This is a genomic window from Pseudomonas sp. AGC41, from assembly GCF_057334555.1.
This window is the reverse complement of record NZ_JBHFJB010000070.1, coordinates 16,481-19,475: the sequence shown is the minus strand read 5'-3', so window position 1 is coordinate 19,475 and position 2,995 is coordinate 16,481. Positions and strand designations below refer to the sequence as shown.

The 2,995-nt window shown below is 58.9% G+C and carries 3 protein-coding genes; all 3 read right to left on the bottom strand.

The window, feature by feature from the left end; translation table 11 throughout:
• Positions 1 to 231: 231 nt before the first annotated feature.
• Positions 232 to 1,161, bottom strand: a complete 930-nt coding sequence (locus ACE04F_RS13400) for a ZIP family metal transporter (RefSeq protein ID WP_486107351.1) — start codon at positions 1,159 to 1,161, stop codon at positions 232 to 234.
• Positions 1,162 to 1,268: 107 nt separating this feature from the next.
• A complete protein-coding gene (locus tag ACE04F_RS13395) occupies positions 1,269 to 2,150 on the bottom strand; it encodes a manganese catalase family protein (RefSeq protein ID WP_486107349.1) in 882 nt (293 codons plus the stop codon).
• Between the two features lie 268 nt (positions 2,151 to 2,418).
• Positions 2,419 to 2,796: a con-10 family general stress protein gene (locus ACE04F_RS13390; RefSeq protein ID WP_039589227.1), complete on the bottom strand. Its 378-nt coding sequence runs from the start codon at positions 2,794 to 2,796 to the stop codon at positions 2,419 to 2,421.
• Between the last annotated feature and the right edge of the window lie 199 nt (positions 2,797 to 2,995).

Here is a 2,995-nt window from a genome sequence, read left to right as displayed (position 1 = left end):
GCGCAGTCCAGCGGGAGCAAGCTCCCTCGCCACAAGAGCTCGCCAGTTCGGCCTCAAGTCTCCATCGTCGCCGCCTGGTTACCGCCCTGCTCGGCGATTTTCGAAAGTTTAATCTTCTGCTGGGCACCGATCAGCCCTGCACCGAGCACTGCGCCTTTCTCGATTTCTTCGATCAGCTCCTTGGACTCAAGAAAATCCGTGCACGCTTGGACAGAGGGTTCCGGGTGCGCTTTAACCCAGCGCGGTGTCGAGGAACATCATCACCGCAAAGCCCATCATCAGGCCCAGCGTCGCGGGTGTCTCGTGGCCGTTGCGATGGGTTTCCGGAATGACTTCATGGGAGACCACGAAGATCATCGCCCCCGCCGCCAGCCCGAGGCTGATGGGGTAAGCCAGGGCCACGCCCGAGGACATGCCCAGGCCGATCACCGCGCCCAGCGGCTCCATCAATCCCGAACCGACCGCGATAAGCGCGGCCCGCAGGGTGCTGATCCCGGTGACACGCAGCGCCATGGCAATGGCCAGGCCTTCGGGGATGTCCTGGATCGCGATGGCGGTGGTCAGGGGCAGACCGACCTTGAGATCGCCATTGGCAAAGCTGACGCCGATGGCCATGCCCTCCGGCAGGTTGTGCAAGGTGATCGCGAGGACGAACAACCACACCCGGTTGATGCGCTTGGCCTCGGGACCACGGCGCCCACTCAGCTCATGTTCGTGAGGCACGAAGCGGTCGAGCCCGACCATCAACGCGACGCCCAGCCCGAGGCCGACAACGACCACCAGGGCAGCGAGCAACTGGTTGCCGCAGATGACCTGCGCAGCCTCGATTCCCGGCAATATCAGCGAAAACGAGCTGGCCGCCAGCATCATCCCGGCAGCGAAACCGAGCATGATGTCCTGGGTCCGCGATGAGATATCGCGTAGCACCACCGCCATCATCGCCCCCAGCGCGGTAGCGGCAAATCCGGATAACCCACCCAATGCCGCATAGCCGAGGTGTTGACGATCGGCCCCCACCAGGGCGTTGTAGCCGCTATACAGCAGCAGTACGGCGACCAGTGCCAAGCCCAGCCAGAAGCTCACGCCCAGCAGCAGGTTGTTTTGCACAGGATCAAGCCAGGTACGCCAGGGTGATCGGATCCGGGAGGTGGGCTGGTCCATCAAAGGTCCTTGTTGATTTGGCCGTGCAATGCCCGATCGTCGAGCGCAATGGCAGAACGGTCAGGCGATATTTTCAGGCGGGGGGGCAAGGCCCCCTCGCCAACTTCTTACAGTTTGTCACCTTGCATCCCCGAACCCAAGTCGGCGCCCGTGGTGGGATTGCTTTCAGGGTTGGACATCGTCCGCGCCTTCATGTCCATCAACAGCGCTTCGTCCTTTTCACTCAACTGCACACTGGCCATGCCATCGCCGCCATCGACCGCTGGCGTCGGGTTCTCGACGTACTCCCAATCGTCGCCCTGGTTCCATGGGCCGCGCACGGTAGGTTCACCCTGGGACATGTTGAAGTACACGTTGGTGAACTCCGGCATGCCTGGCAGTTTACCTTGCGGGAAGTTGGGCTGGATGGAATGCAGGGCTTTTTCGAACGACATCTGGTGGGCGATTTCACGGGTCATCAGGAAGCCCAGGGCTTCTTTCACGCCAGGATCGTCGGTGACGTTCATCAGCCGCTCATAAACGATTTTTGCCCGGGCCTCGGCGGCGATGTTCGAACGCATGTCCGCCGTTGGTTCGCCGATCGTATCGATGTAGGCGGCGGTCCAAGGCACACCAGCCGAGTTGGTCAACGGCGAGCCGGCGCCATACAGCACACTGGTGATGTGCGAGTCATTGCCGGCCCCGTTGATTTCCCGGTACAGCTGACCTTCCTGCTCGACGCCTTCAGCCATCTTGCCTTTGGCGCCCTTGTTCAGCATGACGATGATCGAACCGATCACCTCCAGATGGCTGAGCTCTTCGGTGGCAATGTCCATCAGCAGGTCCTTGCGGCCCGGATCGTCTTCGGACAAGGCCTGGGTGAAATAGCGCGACGCCGCCGCCAACTCGCCCTGGGCGCCGCCAAACTGTTCAAGCAACAGATTGGCCAGTCCTGGATTGGGCTCAGCGACACGCACGGTATATTGCAGTCGTTTGTTATGTACGAACATGGTAAAACTCCTCGTTCAGGACACAGTTCATGAGAACACTGCCGGCGGCAGGCCCATGAAAGTCAGAAGAAGTTAAACGGATAAAATTTGTTTTTTATTCAAGACAGAAGACGAACGGTAGTTGCAAGCGACCCGAACTCATCAAGCCTTTATATATATGAATCATTCAACGAAACCGGGCATGACATGACCGACGTTGAATAAACTGATGGTGAGGCCGGAACAGACCCCATGCCAATGGCATGGGGTCCGCAAAGACCACGGGACATTACGATTTACGACCGCCACCGTGGCTGTTTTCACCGCCTTTCTTACCGGCTTCGGAAGCCTTTTCCCGGTCGTTGGCAAAGTTGCCGCCCGACGCCTGGCCTCCTTTGCGCCCCGCTTCAGAGGCCCGTTCAGGGTCATTGGCAAAATTGCCACCCGAGGCTTGACCACCTTTGCGGCCCGCCTCGGCGGCACGTTCCGGATCGTTGGCAAAATTGCCACCTGACATATGGCCACCCTTACGGCCGGCCTCGGCTGCGCGTTCCGGATCGTTGGCGAAGTTGCCACCCGATGCCTGGCCGCCTTTCTTGCCGGCTTCCGATGCTTTCTCACGATCGTTAGCGAAATTGCCAGGGTTGTTATTACCTGTATTTGCCATTTCATTCACCTCGTTAGTTGCTATTTGCGAACCCCGTTGGCTCGTACTTATTCGGAAAACCTGAACCCACCAAGGTTTGAAGAAAGTTCTTCAAACGGCGACGAACGGTCGTCCTGTTATTTATCTAGCGTTGCGCCTGGCATGTATTGAACTGGCTATCAAACAAGCGGCGATCAATCAGCACTATCAAATACGAAAC

Bases quoted from the DNA above. Each gene is read 5' to 3' on its own strand.
- ACE04F_RS13390 (WP_039589227.1), bottom strand. From the start codon at position 2,796: ATGGCAAATACAGGTAATAACAACCCTGGCAATTTCGCTAACGATCGT.
- ACE04F_RS13395 (WP_486107349.1), bottom strand. From the start codon at position 2,150: ATGTTCGTACATAACAAACGACTGCAATATACCGTGCGTGTCGCTGAG.
- ACE04F_RS13400 (WP_486107351.1), bottom strand. From the start codon at position 1,161: ATGGACCAGCCCACCTCCCGGATCCGATCACCCTGGCGTACCTGGCTT.